General features: G+C 62.6%; 21 protein-coding genes and 2 tRNA genes. 17 read left to right on the top strand and 6 right to left on the bottom strand.

What is annotated here, in order from left to right; all coding sequences use genetic code 11:
• Position 1: 1 nt before the first annotated feature.
• The 8 genes from truA to LLJ08_RS12335 all read left to right on the top strand — a co-directional run bounded on the left by truA (position 2) and on the right by LLJ08_RS12335 (position 8,057).
• A complete protein-coding gene (gene truA, locus LLJ08_RS12370; RefSeq protein ID WP_041014214.1) occupies positions 2-862 on the top strand; it encodes a tRNA pseudouridine(38-40) synthase TruA in 861 nt (286 codons plus the stop codon).
• Positions 863-951: 89 nt separating this feature from the next.
• Positions 952-1,575: a phosphoribosylanthranilate isomerase gene (locus LLJ08_RS12365; protein ID WP_228207142.1), complete on the top strand. Its 624-nt coding sequence runs from the start codon at positions 952-954 to the stop codon at positions 1,573-1,575.
• A gap of 203 nt (positions 1,576-1,778) precedes the next feature.
• The gene (gene accD / locus LLJ08_RS12360; protein ID WP_014820551.1) at positions 1,779-2,672 is read left to right on the top strand and encodes an acetyl-CoA carboxylase, carboxyltransferase subunit beta; all 894 of its coding nucleotides are present in this window, start codon (positions 1,779-1,781) and stop codon (positions 2,670-2,672) included.
• Entirely contained in the window at positions 2,669-3,955 is a 1,287-nt protein-coding gene (gene folC, locus LLJ08_RS12355; protein WP_228207141.1) for a bifunctional tetrahydrofolate synthase/dihydrofolate synthase, read from the top strand. The genes accD and folC overlap by 4 nt, the downstream gene beginning before the upstream one ends.
• Positions 3,956-4,576, top strand: coding sequence for an SPOR domain-containing protein (locus tag LLJ08_RS12350; RefSeq protein WP_023446351.1), 621 nt, complete (start codon positions 3,956-3,958; stop codon positions 4,574-4,576).
• A gap of 98 nt (positions 4,577-4,674) precedes the next feature.
• Complete coding sequence (locus tag LLJ08_RS12345) at positions 4,675-5,220, top strand: CvpA family protein (protein ID WP_014820548.1); 546 nt, start codon at positions 4,675-4,677, stop codon at positions 5,218-5,220.
• 71 nt (positions 5,221-5,291) lie between these two features.
• Positions 5,292-6,797 (top strand): amidophosphoribosyltransferase, encoded by a 1,506-nt coding sequence (purF, locus tag LLJ08_RS12340; RefSeq protein ID WP_041014211.1) that lies wholly within the window; start codon positions 5,292-5,294, stop codon positions 6,795-6,797.
• 48 nt (positions 6,798-6,845) lie between these two features.
• Positions 6,846-8,057: an O-succinylhomoserine sulfhydrylase gene (locus LLJ08_RS12335; RefSeq protein ID WP_014820547.1), complete on the top strand. Its 1,212-nt coding sequence runs from the start codon at positions 6,846-6,848 to the stop codon at positions 8,055-8,057.
• Between the two features lie 68 nt (positions 8,058-8,125).
• Here the strand turns inward: LLJ08_RS12335 and gspD are convergent, their stop codons facing one another.
• On the bottom strand, positions 8,126-10,063 hold the full coding sequence (gene gspD, locus LLJ08_RS12330; RefSeq protein WP_041014209.1) for a type II secretion system secretin GspD: 1,938 nt from the start codon (positions 10,061-10,063) through the stop codon (positions 8,126-8,128).
• Positions 10,064-10,066: 3 nt separating this feature from the next.
• A complete protein-coding gene (locus LLJ08_RS12325; protein ID WP_023446348.1) occupies positions 10,067-10,711 on the bottom strand; it encodes a type II secretion system protein N in 645 nt (214 codons plus the stop codon).
• Positions 10,712-10,968: 257 nt separating this feature from the next.
• Between LLJ08_RS12325 and LLJ08_RS12320 the strand changes: the two genes are divergently transcribed.
• Both LLJ08_RS12320 and LLJ08_RS12315 read left to right on the top strand, forming a co-directional pair.
• A tRNA-Val gene (locus LLJ08_RS12320) sits at positions 10,969-11,044 on the top strand.
• A 37-nt stretch (positions 11,045-11,081) separates the two neighbouring features.
• Positions 11,082-11,158 (top strand) — tRNA-Asp (locus LLJ08_RS12315).
• A 142-nt stretch (positions 11,159-11,300) separates the two neighbouring features.
• On the opposite strand, the gene LLJ08_RS12310 is transcribed toward LLJ08_RS12315, so the two are convergent.
• The gene (locus LLJ08_RS12310; protein WP_228207140.1) at positions 11,301-12,137 is read right to left on the bottom strand and encodes an isocitrate lyase/PEP mutase family protein; all 837 of its coding nucleotides are present in this window, start codon (positions 12,135-12,137) and stop codon (positions 11,301-11,303) included.
• Positions 12,138-12,473: 336 nt separating this feature from the next.
• On the opposite strand from LLJ08_RS12310, the gene LLJ08_RS12305 reads away from it, so the two are divergent.
• The gene (locus tag LLJ08_RS12305) at positions 12,474-13,520 is read left to right on the top strand and encodes a threonine aldolase family protein (protein ID WP_023446346.1); all 1,047 of its coding nucleotides are present in this window, start codon (positions 12,474-12,476) and stop codon (positions 13,518-13,520) included.
• 101 nt (positions 13,521-13,621) lie between these two features.
• Here the strand turns inward: LLJ08_RS12305 and LLJ08_RS12300 are convergent, their stop codons facing one another.
• On the bottom strand, positions 13,622-14,530 hold the full coding sequence (locus tag LLJ08_RS12300; protein WP_031298137.1) for a LysR family transcriptional regulator: 909 nt from the start codon (positions 14,528-14,530) through the stop codon (positions 13,622-13,624).
• Between the two features lie 101 nt (positions 14,531-14,631).
• Here LLJ08_RS12300 and wrbA point away from each other — a divergent pair, with 101 nt between their 5' ends.
• The 3 genes from wrbA to LLJ08_RS12285 all read left to right on the top strand — a co-directional run bounded on the left by wrbA (position 14,632) and on the right by LLJ08_RS12285 (position 18,904).
• The gene (gene wrbA / locus LLJ08_RS12295; protein ID WP_023446344.1) at positions 14,632-15,258 is read left to right on the top strand and encodes an NAD(P)H:quinone oxidoreductase; all 627 of its coding nucleotides are present in this window, start codon (positions 14,632-14,634) and stop codon (positions 15,256-15,258) included.
• Positions 15,255-16,484 (top strand): MFS transporter, encoded by a 1,230-nt coding sequence (locus LLJ08_RS12290; protein WP_023446343.1) that lies wholly within the window; start codon positions 15,255-15,257, stop codon positions 16,482-16,484. The genes wrbA and LLJ08_RS12290 overlap by 4 nt, the downstream gene beginning before the upstream one ends.
• Positions 16,485-16,768: 284 nt before the next feature.
• On the top strand, positions 16,769-18,904 hold the full coding sequence (locus LLJ08_RS12285) for a putative bifunctional diguanylate cyclase/phosphodiesterase (protein WP_228207139.1): 2,136 nt from the start codon (positions 16,769-16,771) through the stop codon (positions 18,902-18,904).
• On the opposite strand, the gene LLJ08_RS12280 is transcribed toward LLJ08_RS12285, so the two are convergent.
• Together LLJ08_RS12280 and LLJ08_RS12275 are read right to left on the bottom strand one after the other, a co-directional pair.
• Positions 18,901-19,230: a protealysin inhibitor emfourin gene (locus tag LLJ08_RS12280; RefSeq protein ID WP_041014202.1), complete on the bottom strand. Its 330-nt coding sequence runs from the start codon at positions 19,228-19,230 to the stop codon at positions 18,901-18,903. The two genes, LLJ08_RS12285 and LLJ08_RS12280, sit on opposite strands and share 4 nt — an antisense overlap.
• A gap of 9 nt (positions 19,231-19,239) precedes the next feature.
• Positions 19,240-20,283 carry a M4 family metallopeptidase gene (locus tag LLJ08_RS12275; RefSeq protein WP_228207138.1) on the bottom strand — a complete coding sequence of 348 codons (1,044 nt, stop codon included), beginning with the start codon at positions 20,281-20,283 and terminating at the stop codon, positions 19,240-19,242.
• A 200-nt stretch (positions 20,284-20,483) separates the two neighbouring features.
• Here LLJ08_RS12275 and LLJ08_RS12270 point away from each other — a divergent pair, with 200 nt between their 5' ends.
• Genes LLJ08_RS12270 through LLJ08_RS12260 form a run of 3 tightly spaced genes read left to right on the top strand, consistent with a single transcriptional unit; the run spans position 20,484 to position 23,098 of the window.
• Positions 20,484-21,923 carry a cytochrome ubiquinol oxidase subunit I gene (locus LLJ08_RS12270; RefSeq protein ID WP_003301388.1) on the top strand — a complete coding sequence of 480 codons (1,440 nt, stop codon included), beginning with the start codon at positions 20,484-20,486 and terminating at the stop codon, positions 21,921-21,923.
• Positions 21,924-21,926: 3 nt separating this feature from the next.
• Positions 21,927-22,934 (top strand): cytochrome d ubiquinol oxidase subunit II, encoded by a 1,008-nt coding sequence (gene cydB / locus LLJ08_RS12265; protein ID WP_003301390.1) that lies wholly within the window; start codon positions 21,927-21,929, stop codon positions 22,932-22,934.
• Entirely contained in the window at positions 22,934-23,098 is a 165-nt protein-coding gene (locus LLJ08_RS12260) for a DUF2474 domain-containing protein (protein WP_023446339.1), read from the top strand. Before cydB ends, LLJ08_RS12260 begins: the two co-directional genes overlap by 1 nt.
• Positions 23,099-23,128 lie beyond the last annotated feature (30 nt).

The following is a 23,128-nucleotide window of genomic DNA, read 5'->3' as shown; positions in this document are numbered from 1 at the left end:
CATGACCCAAGCAGTACCCCAAACGGCAGCCGAAATGGCTGCCGTCGGCGTTTCCAGGATCGCGCTTGGCGTCGAATACAAGGGATCGCGCTATCGCGGATTTCAGCGTCAGCGCGCCGGTGTGCCATCCATTCAGGAATCACTCGAAACCGCGTTGACCAAAGTGGCGGGTGGTCACTCCGTCACGCTGAGCTGTGCAGGTCGCACAGACGCGTTGGTCCATGCCAGCGGGCAGGTCGTGCACTTCGACACGCCGGTCTCGCGAACCATGCACGCATGGGTGATGGGCGCGAACATGAACCTGCCATCCGACATCAGCGTCACCTGGGCGAAGGAGATGCCGCGTCATTTCGATGCGCGCTTCAGCGCGATGGCTCGCCGTTATCGCTATGTGATCTACAACGATCAGATACGGCCGGCGCACATGGCCGAAGAGGTTACCTGGAACCATCGCCCACTCGATATCGAGCGTATGCGTGCCGCTGCGACGGCGTTCGTGGGAACACATGATTTCAGTGCCTTCCGGGCCAGGCAGTGTCAGGCCAAGTCGCCGATCAAAACCATTCATCACCTGGAGCTGCTGGAGCACGGCCGGCTGATCGTCATAGATGTTCGGGCCAATGCCTTTCTGCATCATATGGTGCGCAACTTCGCTGGCGTTCTGATGACCATTGGTGCGGGTGAGCGGCCAGTGGAATGGGCTGCGCAAGTGCTGGAGTCTCGTGTGCGCCGAACGGGCGGAGTGACAGCGCACCCGTACGGGCTCTATCTCATCGAAGTCGATTATCCCGAAGAGTTCGAGCTGCCGAAGCGCTATCTCGGTCCGCACTTCCTGTCGGGTTTGCCGGACGTTCGTCGCTAATGAATTAGGCAGGAGCCGTTTTGCCTATTCGCTTGCAGGTGGCAGGTCTTTTGTTACCATCCGGTTTCCTTTTTGGCAGGTAGCATCCGTTGTCAGTCGTTCGCAGCAAAATATGCGGGATCACTCGCGTCGACGACGCCTTGACAGCAGCCAAGGCGGGCGCCGATGCCATCGGCCTGGTTTTCTATGCCAAGAGTCCGCGTGCCGTCGATGTGCGGCAGGCACGTGAGATCGTCGCGGCATTGCCACCGTTTGTCACGACGGTAGGCCTGTTCGTCAACGCCAGCCGCTGCGAGATCAACGAGATACTCGACGCCGTTCCGTTGGACATGCTGCAGTTTCACGGCGATGAAACACCGGCACAGTGCGAGGGGTTTCATCGGCCGTGGTTCAAGGCGCTACGGGTAGGGAACGGCGAGGATATCGAGGCTCAAGTTGCGCGTTATGCAAATGCCAGCGGCATCCTTCTGGATACGTTCGTGGCAGGGGTGCCGGGTGGGACGGGCGAACGCTTCGATTGGTCGCTGATCCCGGCGGCGCTGGCCAAGCCGCTGATTCTGGCAGGTGGACTGACCGCCGAGAACGTTCAGCAAGCCATTGCCCAGGTTCGTCCGTACGCAGTGGATGTCAGCGGCGGGGTGGAGGCGAGCAAGGGCGTCAAGGATGCTTCCAAGGTGATGGCCTTTGTCGGTCAGGTTCGATCGGCTATGTGACGCCTGGGCAGCCTTTGCCGTCCAGTAACGAGTCGCTGGTGAGACCAGTAGCGTGATTCCTTGCCTGAAGGAGTCGGAGTTTCGCGGCTGCGCCGATAGGCGCATCGCTCACGCGACCAAGAGCGCCTGATACGCGTGGTCGCAACAATGAATCTGCCTGCAGCGCGAGTGCGCTCGGGACTGAAGCTTTGGAGAACAAGAGCATGAGCAACTGGCTGGTAGACAAACTGATCCCTTCGATCATGCGGTCGGAGACGCAAAAGAGCTCGGTCCCCGAAGGCCTTTGGCACAAGTGCCCCTCTTGCGAGGCGGTTCTATACCGCCCGGAGCTGGAAAAGACGCTCGATGTTTGCCCCAAGTGCCAGCATCACATGCGCATCGATGCCCGTAGCCGGCTCGATATCTTCCTCGATGCCGAGGGCCGCGAAGAGATCGCTGCCGAGCTGGAGCCGGTCGACCGCCTGAAGTTCCGTGATAGCAAGAAGTACAAGGATCGCCTCTCTGCAGCACAGAAGCAGACCGGCGAGAAAGATGCGCTGATCGCAATGAGCGGAAAGGTCGTCAACATCCCGGTCGTGGCTTGTGCATTCGAATTCTCGTTCATGGGTGGCTCCATGGGAGCAATCGTTGGCGAGCGTTTCGTGCGGGCCGCCAATGTTGCTCTTGAAAAGCGTTGTCCGCTGGTGTGCTTCTCCGCGTCAGGCGGTGCCCGGATGCAGGAGGCTCTGATCTCCCTGATGCAGATGGCAAAGACTTCCGCCGTGCTGGCCCGCATGCGTGAAGAGGGCCTGCCGTTTATCTCCGTACTGACCGATCCGGTCTACGGTGGTGTGTCTGCGAGTCTGGCGATGCTTGGTGATGTGATCGTCGCCGAGCCTAAGGCATTGATCGGCTTCGCCGGCCCGCGAGTGATTGAGCAGACCGTACGAGAAAAACTGCCGGAAGGCTTCCAGCGCAGCGAGTTCCTGCTGGACCATGGTGCTATCGATCTGATCATTCATCGCTCCGAACTGCGTACTCGCTTGTCGCGCTTGCTGGCCCAGATGCAGAAATTGCCAAGCCCGGTGGAACCCGCCCAGGTAACGGCTACTGCATGACCGGTCGGAGTCTGGCCGACTGGCTCGCCTATCTCGAGCAGCTGCATCCCACTGCCATAGACATGGGCCTGGACAGGGTCCGAGCGGTGGTGGGGCGGCTTGGCCTGACACGGCCGGCTCCGCTGGTGATTACCGTCACGGGCACGAATGGCAAAGGCTCTACCTGCGCGTTCATCGCTGCTCTGTTGAGCAGTCAGGGGTACAAGGTCGGTAGCTACAGCTCGCCGCATCTTCTGCGTTACAACGAGCGCGTTCAGTTCGACGGGCACCAGGCCAGCGATGACCAGCTTTGCCAGGCCTTTTCCGCGGTGGAGGCGGCGCGAGGCGAGGTTTCGCTGACCTATTTCGAAATGGGCACACTTGCAGCCTTCTGGGTGTTCGAGCGGAGCGGGCTCGACGCCGTGGTACTGGAAGTCGGTCTTGGTGGTCGTCTCGATGCCGTCAACGTCATTGACGCGGATCTGGCTGTGATCACCAATATCGGACTCGATCATGCCGATTGGCTGGGTGATACCCGCGACAGCGTTGCGTATGAAAAGGCCGGGATCATGCGCGACGGAGTCCCCGCGCTTTGTGGCGATCTGGATGTTCCGGGGCCATTGCTTGAGCACGCAGAGTCCCTGAAATCACCGCTGTTTCTGCGCGGAAGAGATTTCGACCTGGCGCTTGATCCCCACTCCTGGCATTGGCGGGGCGTCGGGCCTGGCGGCGAGCCGTTGGAGCTGCATGACCTGCCGCTGCTGTCATTGCCGATGGAGAACGCTGCACTTGCCCTGCAAGCCTATGCCACGCTTGCCTTGCCATGGGAGCCGGCGGCGTTGTCCGCGGCGCTTCAGCGGACACGCGTTGTAGGGCGCCTCGATAGTCGGCAGATCAGCTGGCGCGGCCGCGAGATCTCGCTGCTGCTGGACGTTGGACATAATCCTCATGCTGCAAGCTACCTCGCGCAACGCCTTGAGCAACGGCCGGTAGATGGTCGTCGCTTGGCTGTTTTTGGTCTGCTGGCGGATAAGGATCTCAACGGTGTGCTCGAAGCGATGTCCTCCTGCATCGCTGATTGGGCCGTCGCTCCACTGCCTACGCCGCGAACGCAATCAGCTACACAATTGGCTGCAGCGCTGCTTGAGCGGGGCGCGTCGGTCAGCCAGTATGCGAGCTTCGAGCAGGCGCTCGATGCTCAATGCGCGAAGGCCGAAGCCGATGATGAAGTAGTGGTTTTCGGATCGTTCTACTGCGTGGCGGCGGCGCTTGACTGGCTGGAACAACGGGCGGGGGAGAGTTGAATGGCGATGCTGGATAAGGGATTGCTGCAGCGTATGGTTGGCGCTCTGGTGTTGATTGCGCTGGCGGTCATATTCGTGCCGATGCTGTTCAATCGTGAGGACGATCTGCGCCACGTCACCGTCGATGCGCCCACCATCCCTGCTGCACCGGCACCGGCTGAAATCGAGATGCAGGAGGTCGAAGTGCCAGAGCCAGCGTCGGAGCCTGAAGGTTTCGAGATCATCGAGGAAGGTGCCGAGGCAGAAGCGGCATCACCCGTCGGTGAGCAGGCTTCGGAGCCGATCGTGCCGGTCGCTCCGAGCGAGCCTGCGCCAGCTGCGCAGCCGCCGGTGGAACAACCGCAGGCGGCGAAAGACGAGCCACGGCTTGATAACGATAACCTGCCGGTCAGCTGGTCGATCCAACTCGCCAGCCTGTCCAATCGCGCCAGCGCCGAAAGCCTGCAGCAGACCTTGCGTTCGCAGGGCTACAACGCCTACATCCGCACTGCGGATGGTATGAATCGCGTCTTCGTCGGACCGCTGGTGGAGCGCAGCGAAGCGAATCGGCTTCGCGATGTGTTGCAGCGCCAGCAGAAACTCGATGGCTTCGTCGTTCGTTTCAAGCCGGAAGGAAGCTGAATCGTTGAAGCGCTGGCCGGGGTACTGACGACAGGCCCCGGCTGCGGAGTTGCCGTCGGGTAGTCAGCGCGTATTCCTGGCGCTCCTGCTCTGCTAAAATGCGCCGCCTTTTCCCCATTGCAGAAGACATCGTGGCATTCACCTGGGTCGATTGGGCCATCATCGCCGTCATTGCAGTATCGAGCCTGATCAGCTTGAAGCGTGGTTTCGTGAAAGAAGCGCTTTCGCTGGTTACCTGGATCGTTGCCGGTGTGGTCGCATGGATGTTCGGTGGTGCGTTGTCCCACCATCTCGCGGAATACATCAGCACGCCCTCGGCGCAAGTCATCGCAGCCTGCGCGTTGCTGTTCGTGGCTACCTTGCTGGTAGGAGCACTGGTTAATTTTCTGATCGGCGAGCTGATCAGAGTGACGGGTTTGTCCGGCACCGATCGCTTTCTCGGCATGGTGTTTGGTGCGGCACGGGGTGGTCTATTGGTGGTGGTGCTCGCCGGATTGCTGAGCCTGGCGCCGGTCGAGCAGGACCTCTGGTGGCGCGAGTCCACGTTGTTGCCGCACTTTCTCCTGATCGCCGACTGGTCGAAGAACCTCATTCTAGGCTTCAGCGGCCAGTGGTTCGCCGGATCACTCAACCCGCCCGGTTGAGTCCCTTTTTCTACGGATGCTCGGCCTGCCGTCGTATCCGGTCTGCCTGTAATAACTGAGAGGTTCCTTGCATGTGTGGCATTGTCGGCATCGTCGGTAAGTCGAACGTCAATCAGGCGCTGTATGACGCGCTTACCGTACTGCAGCACCGCGGCCAGGATGCAGCCGGTATCGTCACGAGCCATGACGGCCGGCTGTTTCTGCGCAAGGATAACGGCCTGGTTCGCGACGTCTTTCAGCAGCGCCATATGCAGCGCCTGGTCGGCAACATGGGGATCGGCCACATCCGTTACCCCACCGCGGGTAGCTCCAGTTCCGCCGAGGCACAGCCGTTCTACGTCAACTCGCCTTACGGCATTACCCTGGCGCACAACGGCAACCTGACCAATGTCGATCAGCTGACCAAGGAGATCTACGAGTCGGATCTGCGCCATGTGAATACCAGCTCCGACTCGGAAGTGCTGCTCAACGTGTTCGCCCACGAACTTGCCGTGCGCGGCAAGCTGCAGCCGACCGAGGAGGACGTCTTCGCCGCGGTGAGCAAGGTCCACGAGCGCTGCCGCGGCGGCTACGCGGTAGTGGCGATGGTCACCGGTTACGGCATCGTCGGCTTCCGCGACCCCAATGCGATTCGCCCGATCGTGTTCGGTCAGCGCCATACCGACGAAGGCGTCGAGTACATGATCGCCTCCGAAAGCGTATCGCTCGACGTGCTCGGCTTTACCCTGATTCGCGACCTGGCGCCGGGCGAAGCGGTTTACATCACCGCTGACGGCAAGCTCTTCACCCGCCAGTGCGCGGATGCGCCGAAACTCGCACCCTGCATCTTCGAGTACGTTTACCTGGCGCGTTCCGACTCCCTGATGGATGGTGTCTCGGTTTACAAGGCTCGGCTGCGCATGGGTGAGAAGCTGGCGGACAAGATCCTGCGCGAGCGTCCAGAGCACGATATCGACGTGGTCATCCCGATTCCCGACACCAGCCGTACCGCTGCGCTGGAGCTGGCCAATCGCCTTGGTGTGAAGTTCCGCGAAGGCTTCGTCAAGAACCGCTACATCGGTCGTACTTTCATCATGCCCGGCCAGGCCGCGCGGAAGAAATCGGTACGGCAGAAGCTCAATGCCATTGATCTCGAGTTCCGTGGCAAGAACGTGATGCTGGTGGATGACTCCATCGTGCGCGGCACCACCTGCAAGCAGATCATTCAGATGGCGCGCGAGGCAGGGGCGAAGAACGTCTACTTCTGTTCCGCTGCGCCGGCAGTGCGTTATCCGAATGTGTACGGCATCGACATGCCCAGTGCCCACGAGCTGATCGCGCACAACCGCACCACCGAGGAGGTCGCCGAGCTGATCGGTGCCGATTGGCTGATCTACCAGGATCTGGAAGACCTCGTCGACGCCGTTGGTGGCGGCAAAGTCAAGATCGACAACTTTGACTGTGCAGTTTTCGACGGCAATTACATCACCGGTGATATCGACGAAGCCTATCTGCACAAGATCGAGCAGGCGCGCAATGATCTGAGCAAGGTCAAGACCAACGCGGTCAGCGCCATCATCGATCTCTACAACAACTGATTCATGCCGGCGTGGCAGCCTCGGCTGCCCGCGGCCGAGGTAAGAGCTATGACGACTGAATGGGATGCCGGACGGCTGGACAGCGATCTTCAAGGCGTCGGGCTCGATACGCTTGCGGTACGCGCCGGACAACGGCGCACACCGGAAGCCGAACACGGTGAGCCGCTGTTCTTCACTTCCAGTTACGTGTTTCGCAGTGCCGCCGATGCTGCGGCGCGCTTCGCCGGTGACGTGCCGGGCAATGTCTATTCGCGTTACACCAATCCCACCGTCCGTGCGTTCGAAGAGCGTATGGCGGCGCTCGAGGGCGCAGAGCAGGCGGTCGCCACGGCATCCGGCATGGCGGCCATCCTCGCCACCGTGATGAGCCTGTGCTCGGCAGGCGATCACGTGCTGGTCTCGCGCAGCGTATTCGGCGCCACCGTTTCCTTGTTCGAGAAGTACTTCAAGCGTTTCGGTGTGCAGGTCGACTATGTGCCGCTCACCGATTTTGCCGCCTGGGAGTCCGCGTTCAAGGAGAACACCAAGCTGGTGTTCGTCGAATCGCCATCCAATCCCTTGGCAGAGTTGGTGGACATCGCCGCGCTGGCGCAGCTTTGCCACGCCAAGGGCGCGATGTTGGCCGTCGACAACTGCTTCTGCACACCGGTATTGCAGCAGCCGCTGGCACTGGGTGCCGATATCGTCATTCATTCCGCGACCAAGTACATCGATGGCCAGGGCCGTTGCCTGGGCGGTGTGATTGCAGGTCGCAGCGAGCAAATGAAGGAACTGGTCGGATTTCTGCGTACCGCCGGCCCGACGCTCAGTCCGTTCAATGCCTGGGTCTTCCTCAAGGGATTGGAAACGTTGCGGCTGCGCATGCAGGCGCACTGCGCCAGCGCTCAGGAGCTTGCCGAATGGCTCGAGCAGCAGCCCGGTATCCAGCGCGTCTACTATGCGGGTTTGTCCAGCCATCCACAGCACGAGCTGGCCAAGCGTCAGCAGAAGGGGTTCGGTGCGGTGGTGAGCTTCGAGGTTGCTGGAGGCAAGGAGGCCGCGTGGCGCTTCATCGATGCGACTCGACTGATCTCGATTACGGCCAATTTGGGCGATAGCAAGACCACCATTACCCATCCAGGCTCGACCACACATGGTCGGCTGTCCGCCGAGGATCGCGCGACCGCAGGCATTTCGGACAGTCTGATTCGGGTAGCGGTGGGGCTGGAAGATGTCGCTGACCTCAAGGCCGATCTGGCTCGCGGTCTCGCAGCGCTCTAGATCAACTCATCAGGATGCCGTGCCCGGCCTGCGCAAGCAGGTCGGGCACGAACACTTGTGCCCTTTTTTCACTGACGCAGATCGATAGCCGGTGCGGGCTCGCCCCGTCCGTCGAACAGCTGCGCGGGATTCGCCGGCAGGATGCTGGGGCTGGCCGAATCCGTTTCGATGACCCGAATATCGCTGTATTTCTTCCCGGAAAGAGCCGCCAGGCCGGCACGGTCGCGAATGACCGTAGGTCGCAGAAACACCATCAGGTTGCGTTTGACGTGGGTTTCCTGAGTCGAGCGGAATAGGGCACCCAGAAACGGAATGTCTCCGAGTAGCGGCACCTTGGCGTTGGTGCGGGTGACGTCGTCCTGGATCAGGCCACCAAGCACGATGACCTGGCCATCTTCGGCAAGGATGGTGCTTTTGATGGCGCGCTTGTTGGTCACCAGGTCCACGGCCTGGGCCGTCAGGCTGGCGCTGGGCGCGATCGAGGAGATCTCCTGCTCGATCTGCAGGCGTAGCGTGGCGCCTTCGTTGATGTGCGGAGTCACCTTGAGGGTCACCCCGATGTCCTGGCGCTCGATGGTGGTGAAGGGGTTGTTCGCGCCCGCCGCATCGGTGGTGTAGGAGCCCGTCTGGAACGGGACGTTCTGGCCGACAAGAATCTCAGCTTCCTGGTTATCTAGCGTCAGCAGGCTCGGCGTCGACAGCAGATTGCTCTTGCTGTTGGACGACAGTGCGGTAATCAGCGCGCCGAAACTGCGAGTTCCAACGCCGATGATCGCGCCGTCGGGCAGGTTCTCCGGGATCTCGTTCTCGTTGATGGCATTGAGCACGCTGCCGACCGAAATACCGGTGTTGCCAAAGCTGACGCCACCGGCTCCACCAGTGCCTCCGCGCGCGTCGACCGCCCATTGCACGCCGAGGGCGTCAGTGATGTCGCCGGAAACCTCGACGATAGCCGCTTCGACCATGACCTGCGCACGGGGAACATCCAGCTGGCGAACGATGCTTTCCAGAGTGCCGATCAGCTCTGGATCAGCGAGAAGGACCAGCGCGTTCAGGCTTTCGTCGGCGCGGATCAGGATGTTCTGCGGCCGGGCAGAGGTGGCGGATTCGCCGCTTTCGGGGTTTTTCAGACCTTCGGAAATATCACCCAGGGTCTCGGCCAGGGATTTCGCATCGTTGTGGCGCAAACGGATAACGCGCGTGTTGGCCGAACGCGTGGTTGGCGTGTCGAGCGATTGGGCCAGTGCCGCCAGCTTGCCACGGGCCTCGCTGGGGCCAATGAAGATCAATCGGTTGGTGCGGGAATCGGCGATGATCTGCACGCCGGAGGTGGTTTTCGCATCACCGCGCATCAGCGAGTTGCGCAGCACTTCAGCGATATCCATCGCCCAGCCGTGCTGCAGATTGAGCACGGCGTAATCGTTGCTCTCAGCACGATCGAGCTGGCGCACCAGGTCCTCAATGCGCGCGATATTGGCGCTGCGATCACTGATGATCAGTGCATTGGCCGACGACACCGCAGCAAGATGGCCGAACTGCGGGACAAGCGGGCGGATCAGGGGTATCAGTTCGGCCGCGGAAGTGTGCTGCACCTGGATCACCCGTGTTTCCAATTGGTCGCCGCCGGTAGGCCCGCTGCCGGCTTCGGCCTTGGCCTCTGCATTCGGAACTACTCGGGCGACATCGCCTTGGGTCAGCACGCTGAACCCGTGCGTCGCCATGACCGAGAGGAACAGCTGATACACCTCGCTCAGCGACAGCGTGGCATTGGATACCACGCTGACTTGCCCCTTCACTCGCGGATCGACGATGAACGTCTGTCCGCTGAGCTGGCTGATCTGATCGATGAAGGCGCGGATATCCGCGTCCTTGAGATTGATGGTCCAGCCGTCCTGTTGATTGGGGCTTGGCTCGATACCGGGTTCGACGGCAAGCAAAGGCAGAGGGGCGGCCAGCAGGCCGGTGGCGAGCAGGGCAAGCAACGGGCGCGAAAAAGGCTTCGGCATCGGTCAATTGTCTTCCGTGGGCTGATCGTTGGCGGGGGCGGCATCGGGTTGGTTGACGGCTTCTTCCAGCTGCTGACGCAAGGCGTCCATCTGCTGCTGCATCAGCTGCGTCTCCTCGTCCGGTGGCTCGGCATAGGGTGGTTGATCCTGATAGGGCGCTTCGGTCATCTCCTCGGGAATGTAGCTGGGCGAGCGTACCTGAGGAAAATGCAGCACTTCGACGGCGCCGTTGCGCGCTAGCTCCACGCGATCAGGGTAGACCTGATGCAGACTGACGCCACTGGCCAGCTCTTCGCCCTGCCAGTAGAGCCGTGGCGGCTGCCCGTCGACTTGAACAATGGCGCTTGAGCGCTGCGGGTCCATGTGCACGAAGCTGCCGCGCAGGGTAAAGCCGCTGGCAGCCGCGGTGGGCGCGTAGGAGTCAGAAGGGGCCGCCGAGCCGAACAGTATTTCCAGCCGCTGCATATCGGGCTGACCCAGATTGCCGGCTTGTTGTTCATAGACGTCGGTGGGGGTAGGGGCGCGAGACAGGTTCATCCATTGCTCGATCTGCATCGCGAGGTAGAGCGCGAACACGCAGAGCAGCACGGTACTGATAATGAGTGGGACGTAGCGGCGGTAGTTGTCCAGTTTTCCCGGCAGTGGCAAGCGAAATACTCCGTGGCGCTTTTGTTGTTCGGTTCCCTAGTACGCGGGTTGCCTCTGTCAGGCGATACAGCACTTTTAGAACACTTTCGCGGACGCCGCAGCGAATTTACAGGTGCTCTTGGCGAATCGATGGTGCGGGACCAAGGTTACAAAGTGACGCGGCAGCTCCTGTTGACCACGGTTCCGTAAAAAAAATTCAATGCTGTTGTTGACTTAGCGTAGGGGGCTGAGTAAATTGCGCGCCTCGCAAGGCGATCGGCTGATTAGCTCAGCTGGGAGAGCACCTGCATCACACGCAGGGGGTCGGCGGTTCGATCCCGTCATCAGCCACCAACCTTTGTGAGATTTCGGACGAAAGTCCGGCCGACGCGCAGCGGTAGTTCAGTCGGTTAGAATACCGGCCTGTCACGCCGGGGGTCGCGGGTTCGAGTCCCGTCCGCTGCGCCATATCCCTCCGCTCACTTCCTTTAGAAGTGATGAGACAAGAGAAGCTGCCCAAGGGCAGCTTTTTTTGTGCCTGTCGAATAGCGATGTGATTGGTGAACCCTGCACTATCCAATCCCCGTCGGCGACCCGTTTCGGCGGAATCCTATGGCCTCTCGCATTTGCCAAACAGCGCGTCGAGCTCCGCTCCAGAGGCTGCGTTGGCAAAACCATCGAATCGTCCATGCTCGGCGATGGACCGTGCCGCCTGCAGAAAACCGGCCCACGCCGCTCTGGCCAATGCGCCGCCGACGCTGATGCGTCTGACGCCTAGGTCGGCGAGGTCCTGCACGGTCAGGTCGCTGTTCCAGCCAATCAGTACATTGACCGGTTTTGGCGAGACTGCCTCGATGACGGCGCTGATCTGCTCGCGGGTTCTCAGGCCTGGCGCATACAGGCAGTCGGCGCCTGCATCGGCATAGGCTTTCAGGCGTGCAAGGGTATCGTCGAGATCAGGCCGATCGACGAAGAAATTCTCGGCGCGACCGATCAGCAATGTTTCGCCTCCGGTAGCGTCGATTGCCTCACGCGCGGCGCACATACGTTCGGTGGCCTCGGCAAGCTCGCGTAACGGCTCGTGCGGGTCGCCTGTGGAGTCCTCGATGGAAATACCCGCGACGCCGGTTCCGACCGCCATGTGCACGCTTTCGGCCACGCCTTCGGGCGTATCGGCGTAGCCACTCTCGAAATCGGCGTTCACCGGCAGATGGGTGGCTTGGACCATGTAGCGCATATGGGCCAGGACCTCGTCCCGCGGCATCTGTCCGTCGGCGCGGGCACACGACCAGGCGTAGCCGGAGCTGGTCGTCGCCAACGCCTTGAAACCGAGGCCTGCGAGGACGCTCGCACTGCCGACATCCCAGGGGTTGGGCAGGACAAAGCAGCCGGACTGGTGCAGCGCACGAAAGGCGGCACGTTTTTGCGAAACACTGGGATGGACCATGAACCCTCCTGGTTGGTGAGATGGGTGGGGCACGACGCTTTTCGATTCGCCGCAGCGCGTCGTCAAAGACTAGATGGGATTCAGCGTGCCGTGGTTTTCAGAACACGCGCTGCAGGGTGCCACAGCGTTACTGAATTTCCCTGTGGGCGACCGTGAAATGTGCCGCCGTGATGTCCGCGCTGGGCTACGACGTTGCGTGGAGGCTGACGAGGGCGGGGCGGCGCCGGCATCACCCCGTACATGCTCGCCTGACACTCCGTTTGCGCTCGCGTGTCCGGGCTTCTACAACGTAACGTGCAGCCACCAACCGCCCGGCAATGCCATAACGAGGATTTGATGACGACCGACAAGCAGCAATTTGCCAGCGACAACTATTCCGGCATCTGCCCTGAAGCCTGGGAAGCCATGGCAAGGGCGAACCAAGGCCACGACAGGGCGTACGGCGACGACCAATGGACAGCCCGCGCGGCTGATCACTTCCGCGCACTGTTCGAGACCGACTGCGAGGTGTTCTTCGCCTTCAACGGTACAGCGGCCAATTCCCTGGCGTTGTCGTCCCTTTGCCAGAGCTACCACAGCGTGATCTGCGCCGACATCGCCCACGTCGAGACGGACGAATGCGGCGCGCCGGAGTTCTTCTCCAACGGCTCCAAGCTGCTGCTCGGCAGGACCGAGCAGGGCAAGCTGACGCCTGCTGCCATTCGCGAGATCGCGCTGAAGCGCAAGGACATCCATTACCCCAAGCCACGCGTGGTCAGCCTGACCCAGGCCACGGAAGTCGGTACCGTCTACCAGCCCGCCGAGCTGCGTGCCATCAGCGACACCTGCAAGGACCTCGGGCTGCACCTGCACATGGACGGCGCGCGCTTTGCCAATGCCTGCGCTCACCTGGGCATGTCGCCCGCCGAACTGAGCTGGAAAGCCGGCGTCGATGTGCTCTGTTTCGGTGGCACCAAGAACGGCATGGCGGTCGGCGAGGCCATCCTGTTCTTCAATCGCGAACTGGCCACCGATTTCGAGTACCGCTGCAAGCAGGCTGGCCAGCTTGCCTCCAAGATGCGATTTCTGTCGGCACCGTGGGTCGGGCTTCTGGAAAACGGCGCCTGGCTGAGATACGCCGAACACGCCAACCGTTGTGCCCAGCTGCTGGCCGAGTCGATTCAACCGTTGCCTGGGGTCGAGCTGATGTTTCCGGTGCAGGCCAATGGTGTCTTCGTCAGCCTGCCGCCATCGGCACTGGAGGCGCTCAGGAACCGCGGCTGGATGTTCTACACCTTCATCGGCGTCGGCGGTGCGCGCTTCATGTGCTCATGGGACACCAGCGAAGCGCGGGTACGCCAGCTGGCCGATGACATACGTGCGGCCGTAACCGACGTCCTGTAGCTGCCGACGATGTGCCCGCTCGCGAAGGGGCCTCGGCAATACGCGGGCAGCGGCTACTGAGCGCTGCTCGTCTGGATAAAATTGCCAGCGCTCTCGTGAGGCTAGATGCCGGCTTGCTCGAGCAAGGCGCGGCGGAACGCCTGTGCCACAGGCCCGAGTGGCTCATCCAGGCGGTGCGCGAGGTAGGCTTCGGATTGCACCTCGCTGTTTCTGCCAAGGTCGGGAATGGCGACGCGCGCCAGCCGCCCTGAAGTCAGATCCTCCTCAACCAGCCATGCCGGGAGCCGTCCCCAGCCGAGTCCGGCGCGGATCAGTGCGACCTTCGCTTCCTGGGTATTCACCCGACAGGTGAAGGGCGACAGAACGCCGAATGAGCGGCCCTCGGAGAGTGGCGTGGGATCGGCAAGCACGATCTGCAGATGGCCGGCGAGATCCGGCACGCCGAGTGGCTCACGGCTGCCGAGTTCGGCCAGCGGATGATCGCTGCGTACGACGGCAATCTGCGCAATCGAGCCAATCGCCTCCAGCGCCAGCCGGGGATTGCGAAAATCCTCGCCGACGATGATCGCGAGCGTGCAGCGCCTCTCATCCAGCGCTGCGATGGGGCCACCCAGGGCCTGTGACTCCAGGCGAAAGCTGGTGGAAGGAAAGTCGACGCTGGCCCGGGTAATGGCGAGCGCCACCGATTCGATCGGAAACAGCGTATCCACCACCAGGGTCAGTTCCAGCTCGACACCCGCACCCAGCGCCCGCGCCCGAGCACGCATGGCATCGGCGCGCAGCAGGATGTCGCGTGCGTGGGCCAGCAGTGCCTGACCTTCCTGAGTGAGGACGGGGCGGTAGCCGCTGCGATCGAACAGCTGCAGGCCCAGCTCTGTCTCCAGGTTCGCGATGGCATGGCTGATGGCCGATTGCACGCGCAGCAGCCGTGCCGCGCCGGATCGAAAGCTGCCGCTGTCGGCCACAGTTACGAACGTACGAATCTGATCCAGTGTCATGCCATCGAGCATGATCTGCTCCATAGATCGAGTTGATCGAAATTTAATCACTCCGCGAGAGCGTTTTTAGTCATTAGCCTGGCTCCAGTCAATGCCATCGGAGGACTGCAGCAATGACGAACGTACTGGTGCTCTATTACTCATCCTATGGGCATGTCGAAGCACTTGCCGATGCCGTCGCCGAGGGCGCACGCGAAGCGGGCGCGTTGGCAGACGTCAAACGGGTGCCCGAACTCGTTCCGCACGAGGTCGCGCAGAATGCGGGGTACAAGATGGACCAGCCCGCGGATACGGCGACCGTGGCGGAACTGCCGAACTACGACGCCATCGTGATCGGCACGCCGACGCGTTTCGGCAACATGGCCGCGCAGATGAAGAACTTCCTCGATCGATGTGGCGGGCTGTGGGCCGAGGACCGGCTGGTCGGCAAGGTGGGCAGCGTGTTCACCTCGACTGGCAGCCAGCACGGGGGCCAGGAGAGCACGATTCTGGCGACGCACACCGTACTGCTTCATCTGGGGATGGTTGTGGTCGGGCTGCCGTACAGCTTCAAGGGGCAGCTGCGGATGGATGCCATAACCGGTGGCACGCCCTATGGCGCCTCGACACTGGCCGATGACGGCAGCGGCGGTGACCGCCAGCCGAGCGAAAATGAACTGCAGGGCGCCCGTTACCAGGGCTGGCACGTCGCTCGCGTGGCCGCCGCACTCGCCGCCAATCCGGTCGGGGTGCCGGAATGAATGTCGCCCGGCAGCTCCGCGCGAGGCTGGTCGTCTGGGTCGTGCTCGGCTGCGGAGTCGTGGCGGCTCTGCATTTGGGCAAGGCTGCCATTGCCACACCGTTGCTACAGGCGGACCTTGGGGTCGATCTCGCCGGAGCCGGCTGGCTGACCGGCATATTCGCGGTGCTCGGCTTGCTCGGGGGAGCGGCGGCCGGTGCGGTGGTGGCGGCAGTCGGAGATCGGCGGGCCCTGCTGTTGGGGCTCGGGGTAACCGCGGTTGCCGGCGTCGCGGGCGCCGCCGCGCCGTCATTCGCGCTGCTGCTGATTTCCCGGCTGCTGGAAGGACTCGGATTCCTGCTCATCATCGTCGCCGGGCCGGCGATTCTGGAACGCCTGACGACCGGCGCTGCGCGGGACAGCGCCTACTCGCTGTGGAGTTGCTTCATGCCGAGCGGGATGGCGCTGGCCATGGTCGCCGGGCCGCTGTTCCAGACATGGCAGGGGTTGTGGTGGTCGGGTTCGGCGCTGGCGGTAATCGCCGCGGTGGCGGTGGGCTGCTGCATACCCGCTGGCGTTTCGTCTGGCATACCCGGACGGCTACTGGGAAATATTCGGCGCGTGCTGTTTTCCCGAGCCAGCGTTTTGCTGGCGGTTGGTTTCGCGCTGTACAGCCTGATGTTCTTCGCCCTGTTCAGCTTTCTGCCGGTTCTGCTGATGGAGCGTATGGATATTTCATATCGGAGTGCGGGGCTGTTGAGCGCACTGGCCAGTGTGGTCAATGTCAGCGGCAACCTTGCTGCTGGCTATCTGCTCACGCGCGGCGCCGGGCGTGGTTCGCTGATCCTGTTTGCCAGCGGCGTCATGGGGGCGTCCGGGATAGGCATATTCCTGGGCTGGTTCGAACCGCAGGCGACCTTCCTGCTGTGCCTGCTGTTTTCAGCCGTGGGTGGGTTGATCCCGGCCACGCTGCTGGCATCCGCACCGTTGGCTGCGCGGGAGACCTTCCTCGTTCCAATTGCTGTCGGCCTGATGATGCAGGGCAGCAATCTGGGACAACTGCTGGGCCCGGTAGTGGTCGGCGGCGTGACCGCGGCTTTCGGTTGGAACGCCGCCGGCCCCGTCGTGTTGCTTGCGGCGCTGGCCGCTGGCGTGACTGCGCTTCTTTTGCCAGCAGCACTGCAGCGCAGCGAGCCGGCGAAGGAGGGCAGTTCTGGGCGTTCCAGAAGCGGCGACGTGCAGTACTGATCCGATATGCGCGGCGAGCTGTCCCTAATAGCGGGCACCATGGCAGAGCGGTATGAAGCGATACGGTGCCCTGAAATGGGGCTCGGCTGTGACCGGTACGTCACATTATGGTGCGCGGTTCCTGGCCGGAGGCGGGACGAGGGCTCGACGGGTGGCCATGTGCCATCAATGGAGCGTTTCTTGCTGCGCATCGGTTTTCTGCCTTTCCTGCAGACCTCCGGGCGACAGCCTCAACATTGTCGCGGCTCCGGGTCATGCAGGATAACCACTTCAAGCCCAGATCAATGACCCAAGAACTCTCTGCCAGAACCAACCGCCGGAGCAGTCTGCTCACCTGTGAGGTGCTGGACCGCTCGCGTGTGCTCGACACGCTGGTCAACAACCTCGAAGGCATGGCCTACCGCTGCCGCAACGACGCGCCCTGGACGATGATCTTCGTCAGTCAGGGCTCGCAAGGCTTGTGCGGCTACAGTGCTGCGGATCTGGTCGACGACAACGGCATCTCATGGGACCGGATCACCCATCCGGATGACCGGCTTCGCGTCCGCCGCTGCATCGATAATGCTGTCGCCGGAATGGGGCGATTCACCGTGCATTACCGGATCCGCACCGCTGCGGGGAACCTCAAGTGGGTCATCGAGCGGGGCGTCGCGGTGCCCGATGAGCAGGGCGAGATCGTGGTGGAGGGCTTCATCGAGGACATCACCGCCCAGAAGGCCGTGCTCGAAGCGCTGGAGCAGGCCGAACTGCGTTATCGCAGCATCTTCGAGAACGCTTCGGAGGGCATTTTCCAGTCCACCCGCGATGGCCGCTATCTGGCCGCGAATCCTGCGTTGGCGCGCATTTACGGATACGACAGTGCGTCCGAGCTGGTGGCCGATCTCGCTGACATAGAGCGTCGCCTGTACGTCGAGGGTGGGCGTCGCGAAGTGTTCTGCCAGCTGATGGAGCAGCAGGGCGAGGTGCTCAACTTCGAGTCCGAGGTCTATCGGCGCGACGGCACACGCATCTGGATATCCGAGAACGCGCACGTGGTGCGAGGCGCTAGCGGCGAGTTCATCTGCTACGAAGGCACCGTGCAGGACATCTCCGAGCGCAAGCATTATCAACAGCAGCTCGAACGTCAGGCCAACCATGATCTGCTGACCGGCCTGCCCAATCGCATCCTGCTCAACGACCGCATCGAGCAGGGCCTGGCCCGTGCGGCTCGCCTGGGCTACTACCTGACGCTGGTATTCATCGACTTGGACAACTTCAAGTTCATCAACGACGGCCTCGGGCATGTCGCTGGTGACGAGCTGCTCAAGAGTATTGCGGCGCGGCTGGCCGGTAGCCTGCGCAGCTCCGACACCGTGGCGCGGGTCGGTGGGGATGAATTCGTGCTGGTGCTCAGCGATCACTACCGCATCAGCACAGTGATCTCGCTATTGGAGCGTGTGCTGAACGAAATCCGCCGGCCGGTCATGCTCGCCGGTCGCGAGTTTCAGGTCGGCGCCAGCCTGGGTGTGGCGATGTTCCCCGACGACGGCGAGGATGCGCAAAGCTTGCTCAAACACGCCGATATCGCCATGTACGCGGCGAAGAAGCGTGGGCGCAACAATTTCCAGTTCTTCACCCACGATCTCAACCGGATCGCCGATGAGCGTCTGAATCTCGAGGCCGCCATGCGCGTGGCGCTGGAGCGCAACGAGTTGTCGGTGCACTACCAGCCGAAGGTCGATGCGACGCGGCGGATTGTCGGTGTCGAGGCGCTGGCGCGCTGGACCCACGCGGAGCTGGGGGTGATAGGGCCGGATCGCTTCATCCCGGTGGCGGAGGAGAGCGGGCTGATCATGCCGCTGACCCTGGCCATCCTGCGTCGCGCCTTCACCGATGCGCGGCAATGGAACGAGGGACGCGGCACGCCGCTGCTGATTGCGGTGAACCTGTCACCGCTGCTGTTTCTTGGCGACGATGTGGTCGAACGCATCCTCGCGGTGCTCGACGAAATAGGGCTGCCGCCGACCCAGGTGGAGCTGGAAATCACCGAAACGGTATTCCTCGGAGACGGCACACGTGCGGTTTCCATCCTGGCCGAGTTCAAGGCGCGGGGCTTTCGCTTGGCGATGGACGATTTCGGTACAGGTTACTCGGCGCTCAGCTATCTGCGGCGTTTTCCGCTGGACATCATCAAGATCGATCGATCGCTGGTCACCGGGCTCGAACAGGAGGAGGAAGTGGCGATGATCGCCCGTGCCGCCATTTCGCTGGGCAAGAGCCTGCACAAGACGGTGGTGGCCGAAGGGGTCGAGAACGCCGCGCAGTTCGATTTCCTGCGTCGCAACGGTTGCGACGAGTTCCAGGGCTACCTGCTCTCACGCCCGCTGCCGGCGGCGCAGATCACCGCATTGCTTGCGGACGGCGGCGTGATCCGCTTCTAGCTGTCGCCGGGGATGGCGCCGTTCTGCCAGAGCTGCATCAGTTCCTGTGGCGCTCGGTCCTCGGCGATCTGCAGGATCAGTTCGGCGTCGGTGTCCTCGCGTCGGTAGTGCAGTTCGACCCGGAAGAAGCGCTGATCGCCGGCACCGACGTTCTTGCTGGCGACCGGCAGGCAGCGTTCGACCACCGAACAGAGGCCGCGGCGCTGCTCGGCATCGCAGTCGGAGAATTCGATCTGCCGGGGTCGCGCCAGGCTTGGCGCCGCGACGAAACCGCCCTGGCGCGATACGCGCAACGAGGTTTCCGGTCCCAGTGCTGGCATCTTCATCCTGCCTCCTCAGCGCAGTGCTACGCCCACTGACGTCCAGGCTTCATACAGCGCCTGAACCTGAGGCGACTGACGACCGAACAGCTGCGCCGCGTGGTTCAGCGTCACACCGGCGAAGGTTGCGAAGTCCGCATCATTGGGCAGTTGTGGATCACAGATGGTGGCGTACCAGATTCGTCCGGCCTGCTCCCAGGCGTAACCACCCAGCGCCATGGCCGCGAGGTAGAAGGCGCGGTTGGGAATGCCGGAGTTGAGGTGTACGCCACCGTTGTCGTCGCGGGTCTCGATGAAGTCGCGCATGTGCGCAGGCTGCGGGTCGCGACCGAGCAGCGGATCGTCGTAGGCGGTGCCCGGGTTGGCCATGGAACGCAGGGCGACGCCGTTGACCTTGTCGGTGAGCAGTTCGGCGCCGACCAGCCAGTCGGCCTCCGCCGCAGTCTGGCCGAGCGCGTGCTGTTTGGTCAGTACGCCGAACACGTCCGACACCGATTCGTTGAGCGCTCCGGGCTGGTTGAAATAGACCAGCCCGGCTTCGCTCTCGATCAGGCCGTGGGTCAGTTCGTGGGCGACCACGTCCAGCGAGCGAGTGAAGCGCTGGAACAGCTCACCGTCGCCATCGCCGAACACCATCTGCTCGCCGTTCCAGAAGGCGTTCTCGTAGCCCTGGCCGTAGTGCACGGTGCCGATCAACGGCATCCCCAGGTCATTGATCGAGTCGCGCTGGAAAACCTGCCAGAAGAATGTGTAGGTCGCGCCGAGCGCGTCGTAGGCTTCGTCCACCGCGGCGTCGCCGGAGGCCGGCTGACCTTCGCGACGTCGCAGGGTGCCCGGCAGCTGCATCTGCTGCTCGGCGTCATGGATTCGTCGTTGTGGGTGGCCGGGCGTGCGCAGCTCGCCAAGCTCGGCGATGGCTGTGGGTCGTGGCGGGCCGGGGTTGGGCAGCAGGCTCTGCACGTGGTGCAGCGTCTGTTGAGCGCAGCCGCGCTGGTAGGGCGAGCCGCGGTCGATGATGCGGTCGAGAATGTATGGCGGGATGAAGGTGTGAATCGGCACCGGCGGTACTCCAAGGCTGACGCGGCTACGACCAGCATAGACCGCTGGAACGCGATGGTTCGACCGCCGATCCAGAGGGCGCGACGAGATGGCGCGGCTCCCGCGGCGCACCCTTGGCGCGTTCTGCTGTCACTTGTGCTGGACCCCGTTTTTACCGTCATCGACGACGCGGGCGCTCATTTGACGAGGAGTTGTTGCCCATGTTCGGATTGGAAGCACTAGAGCTGGCGCGCGTCCAGTTCGCTTTCACCATCACCTTTCACATCATCTTCCCGGCGATCACCATCGGGCTCGCCAGCTTTCTCGCCGTGCTCGAGGGGCTCTGGCTGAAGACCCGGCAGGAGGTCTATCGCGACCTGTACCACTTCTGGCTGAAGATATTCGCGGTCAATTTCGGCATGGGTGTGGTGTCGGGAATCGTCATGGCGTACCAGTTCGGCACCAACTGGAGTGCCTACTCCGAGTTCGCCGGCAGTGTCACCGGGCCGCTGCTGGCCTATGAGGTGCTGACCGCGTTCTTCCTGGAGGCGGGTTTCCTCGGGGTCATGCTGTTCGGCTGGAATCGGGTTGGCGAACGCCTGCATTTCTTTTCCACGCTCATGGTGGCCGTGGGCACGCTGATCTCGACCTTCTGGATTCTGGCGTCCAACAGCTGGATGCACACGCCGCAGGGGCACGAGATCATCGACGGCATCGTGGTGCCGGTGGACTGGTTGGCGATCATCTTCAACCCGTCGTTCCCTTATCGACTGGCGCACATGGCGGTCGCCGCGTTCCTCGCCACGGCGTTCTTCGTCGGCGCGTCGGCGGCCTGGCAGCTGTTGCGCGGCAAGGACAACCCGGCGATCCGCAAGATGCTCTCGATGGCCATGTGGATGGCCCTCTTGGTGGCACCGGTGCAGGCGGTGATCGGCGATTTCCATGGGCTGAACACCCTCGAGTATCAGCCGGCGAAGATCGCCGCGATGGAAGGGCACTGGGACAACTCCGAAGGCGGGCCGACGCCGCTGTTGCTGTTCGGCTGGCCGGACATGGAGGCCGAGGAAACGCGCTACAAGATCGAGATTCCCTACCTCGCCAGTCTGATCCTCAATCACAGCCTGACCGAACCGATTCCGGCGCTGAAGGACTTCCCGCCCGAGGACCGGCCGAACTCGACGATCGTGTTCTGGACGTTCCGCATCATGGTCGCGCTCGGCCTGCTGATGATCGTCACCGGTATCTGGAGTCTGCTGTTGCGGCGGGGCGACCGGATGTACAGCTCACGCGCGTTCCTGCGGCTGGTGTTGCTGATGGGGCCTTCCGGGCTGATCGCCATCTTGGCTGGCTGGTACACCACCGAGATCGGGCGTCAGCCCTGGGTGATCTATGGCCTGATGCGCACCGCCGATGCCGTATCCAATCACGGCGCCGGCCAGCTGGGGCTCACTCTGGCGATGTTCGTGGTCGTCTACTTCGCCGTGTTCGGGGTGGGCATGGTGTACGTCCTGCGCCTGGTGCGCAAAGGTCCGGTGATCAGCGAAGGGCGCGAGAAAGGTACCGGTGGGCCCGGCGAGGCGCGCACGCCGATGCGACCGATCTCTGCGGCGGACGAAGCCCTTCCCGAGGGACAAAGCGATCAACTGGGCGAGAGGAACTGAGCCATGGGTATCGATCTTTCACTGATCTGGGCGGTGATCATCATCTTCGGCATCATGATGTACGTGGTGATGGACGGTTTCGATCTCGGCGTCGGCATCCTCTTTCCCTTCGTGCAGGACGCCTCGGAGCGCGACGTGATGATGAACACCGTCGCGCCGATCTGGGACGGCAACGAGACCTGGCTGGTACTCGGCGGTGCCGGGCTGTTCGCCGCGTTTCCGCTGGCCTATTCGGTGGTGCTGTCCGCGCTCTATCTGCCGATCATCTTCATGCTGATGGGGCTGATCTTCCGCGGCGTGGCGTTCGAGTTCCGCTTCAAGGTGGTCCGCGAGCGCCAGCATGTCTGGGACAAGGCCTTTATCGGCGGCTCGCTGGTCGCAACCTTCTTCCAGGGCGTGGTGCTTGGTGCATTCATCAGCGGGTTGCCGGTCGAGGATCGGGCCTATGCCGGCGGGGCGCTGGACTGGTTGACGCCGTTCTCGCTGTTCTGCGGACTGGCGCTGATCGTTGCCTATGCGCTGCTCGGCTGTACCTGGCTGATGATGCGCACCGCCGGCGACCTGCAACGGCGCATGCACGACATCGGCATTCCGCTGGTGTGGGCGGTGCTGGTGGTTACCGGCATCGTCAGCCTGTGGACGCCGCTGACCCATCCGGATATCGCCGAGCGCTGGTTCAGCATGCCCAACCTGCTGTATTTCATGCCGGTTCCGGTGCTGGTGCTGCTCTGCGCATTCGGACTGCTGCGCTCGATTCAGCGCTACGCCAACTACACGCCATTCCTGCTGACGCTGGCGCTGATCTTCCTCGGCTATAGCGGTCTGGGCATCAGCCTCTGGCCAAACATCATTCCGCCGTCGGTGAGCATCTGGGAGGCGGCCGCACCGCCTCAGAGTCAGGGCTTTACTCTGGTCGGAGCACTGCTCATTCTGCCGCTGATCCTGATGTATACGGCCTGGAGCTACTACGTGTTCCGCGGCAAGGTCAGTGCGGAGGATGGGTATCACTGATGGCTGATCTGGATAACAAGCCGCCCGCACAGCCTGAGCAGCGGCCGCTCTGGCAGCGCATGAGCTGGTTGGTGCTGATCTGGAGTGGCAGCGTGCTGGCGCTCGGCATCGTCGCCTGGCTGCTGCGCCTGGCGATGAATGCAGCGGGGTTGTCTTCACCCTGAAGGCGCGCCCCGGTTTGGGGCGTGTCACTC

It is taken from the genome of Stutzerimonas chloritidismutans (genome assembly GCF_020783375.1).
In the GTDB taxonomy this organism is placed as follows: domain Bacteria; phylum Pseudomonadota; class Gammaproteobacteria; order Pseudomonadales; family Pseudomonadaceae; genus Stutzerimonas; species Stutzerimonas kunmingensis.
Note: the sequence above shows the minus strand (reverse complement) of the source record. Positions and strands in the feature narration are given on the sequence as shown.

What these genes read in the sequence shown, in the direction of transcription:
- truA (WP_041014214.1), top strand. Translation starts at nt 2, where the DNA reads ATGACCCAAGCAGTACCCCAAACGGCAGCCGAAATGGCTGCCGTCGGC.
- accD (WP_014820551.1), top strand. Translation starts at nt 1,779, where the DNA reads ATGAGCAACTGGCTGGTAGACAAACTGATCCCTTCGATCATGCGGTCG.
- folC (WP_228207141.1), top strand. Translation starts at nt 2,669, where the DNA reads ATGACCGGTCGGAGTCTGGCCGACTGGCTCGCCTATCTCGAGCAGCTG.
- LLJ08_RS12350 (WP_023446351.1), top strand. Translation starts at nt 3,956, where the DNA reads ATGGCGATGCTGGATAAGGGATTGCTGCAGCGTATGGTTGGCGCTCTG.
- LLJ08_RS12345 (WP_014820548.1), top strand. Translation starts at nt 4,675, where the DNA reads ATGCGCCGCCTTTTCCCCATTGCAGAAGACATCGTGGCATTCACCTGG.
- purF (WP_041014211.1), top strand. Translation starts at nt 5,292, where the DNA reads ATGTGTGGCATTGTCGGCATCGTCGGTAAGTCGAACGTCAATCAGGCG.
- LLJ08_RS12335 (WP_014820547.1), top strand. Translation starts at nt 6,846, where the DNA reads ATGACGACTGAATGGGATGCCGGACGGCTGGACAGCGATCTTCAAGGC.
- gspD (WP_041014209.1), bottom strand. Translation starts at nt 10,063, where the DNA reads ATGCCGAAGCCTTTTTCGCGCCCGTTGCTTGCCCTGCTCGCCACCGGC.
- LLJ08_RS12310 (WP_228207140.1), bottom strand. Translation starts at nt 12,137, where the DNA reads ATGGTCCATCCCAGTGTTTCGCAAAAACGTGCCGCCTTTCGTGCGCTG.
- LLJ08_RS12305 (WP_023446346.1), top strand. Translation starts at nt 12,474, where the DNA reads ATGACGACCGACAAGCAGCAATTTGCCAGCGACAACTATTCCGGCATC.
- LLJ08_RS12300 (WP_031298137.1), bottom strand. Translation starts at nt 14,530, where the DNA reads ATGCTCGATGGCATGACACTGGATCAGATTCGTACGTTCGTAACTGTG.
- wrbA (WP_023446344.1), top strand. Translation starts at nt 14,632, where the DNA reads ATGACGAACGTACTGGTGCTCTATTACTCATCCTATGGGCATGTCGAA.
- LLJ08_RS12290 (WP_023446343.1), top strand. Translation starts at nt 15,255, where the DNA reads ATGAATGTCGCCCGGCAGCTCCGCGCGAGGCTGGTCGTCTGGGTCGTG.
- LLJ08_RS12285 (WP_228207139.1), top strand. Translation starts at nt 16,769, where the DNA reads ATGACCCAAGAACTCTCTGCCAGAACCAACCGCCGGAGCAGTCTGCTC.
- LLJ08_RS12280 (WP_041014202.1), bottom strand. Translation starts at nt 19,230, where the DNA reads ATGAAGATGCCAGCACTGGGACCGGAAACCTCGTTGCGCGTATCGCGC.
- LLJ08_RS12270 (WP_003301388.1), top strand. Translation starts at nt 20,484, where the DNA reads ATGTTCGGATTGGAAGCACTAGAGCTGGCGCGCGTCCAGTTCGCTTTC.
- cydB (WP_003301390.1), top strand. Translation starts at nt 21,927, where the DNA reads ATGGGTATCGATCTTTCACTGATCTGGGCGGTGATCATCATCTTCGGC.
- LLJ08_RS12260 (WP_023446339.1), top strand. Translation starts at nt 22,934, where the DNA reads ATGGCTGATCTGGATAACAAGCCGCCCGCACAGCCTGAGCAGCGGCCG.